Below are 317 nucleotides of genomic sequence, written 5' to 3'. Positions count from 1 at the left end.
ATAGTCATATGCTACGCACAGATCACGGCCGATGCCGGATACCGCGTGCATGAACTCTGCCATCTTTTCCTCTTCTACGTGCGGAAGCCCGTTTAGTCGCTCCGGCACAAGATGCGCGTAATCAGCGCGATCTTTGATGCACTGCTCATCGTTGTCAAAGCCTTCTACGAGTCCAGCAAACACGAAGTACCTGAAATGAACGTCATCGAGTTTCTTGAAATCTTCCGCTAGTAACTGATCGATAAGCTGATGGGCGCGTTGTGTGTCCATCGCGTCTCCGTATAAAAAGGCCGGTAACCCGGCAACTAGGTCATGCC

Annotated in this window: 1 protein-coding gene; it reads right to left on the bottom strand. The window is 51.4% G+C overall.

All coding sequences use genetic code 11. From position 1 onward, the window contains the following. Window positions 1-270, bottom strand: a 270-nt coding sequence (locus tag AC1RPX_RS07885) for a hypothetical protein (protein WP_481763344.1), incomplete at its 3' end; no start/stop codon positions are given. Window positions 271-317 lie beyond the last annotated feature (47 nt).

The organism is Dellaglioa sp. CoH-56-MRSF-14, assembly GCF_056782115.1.
Note: the sequence above shows the minus strand (reverse complement) of the source record. Positions and strands in the feature narration are given on the sequence as shown.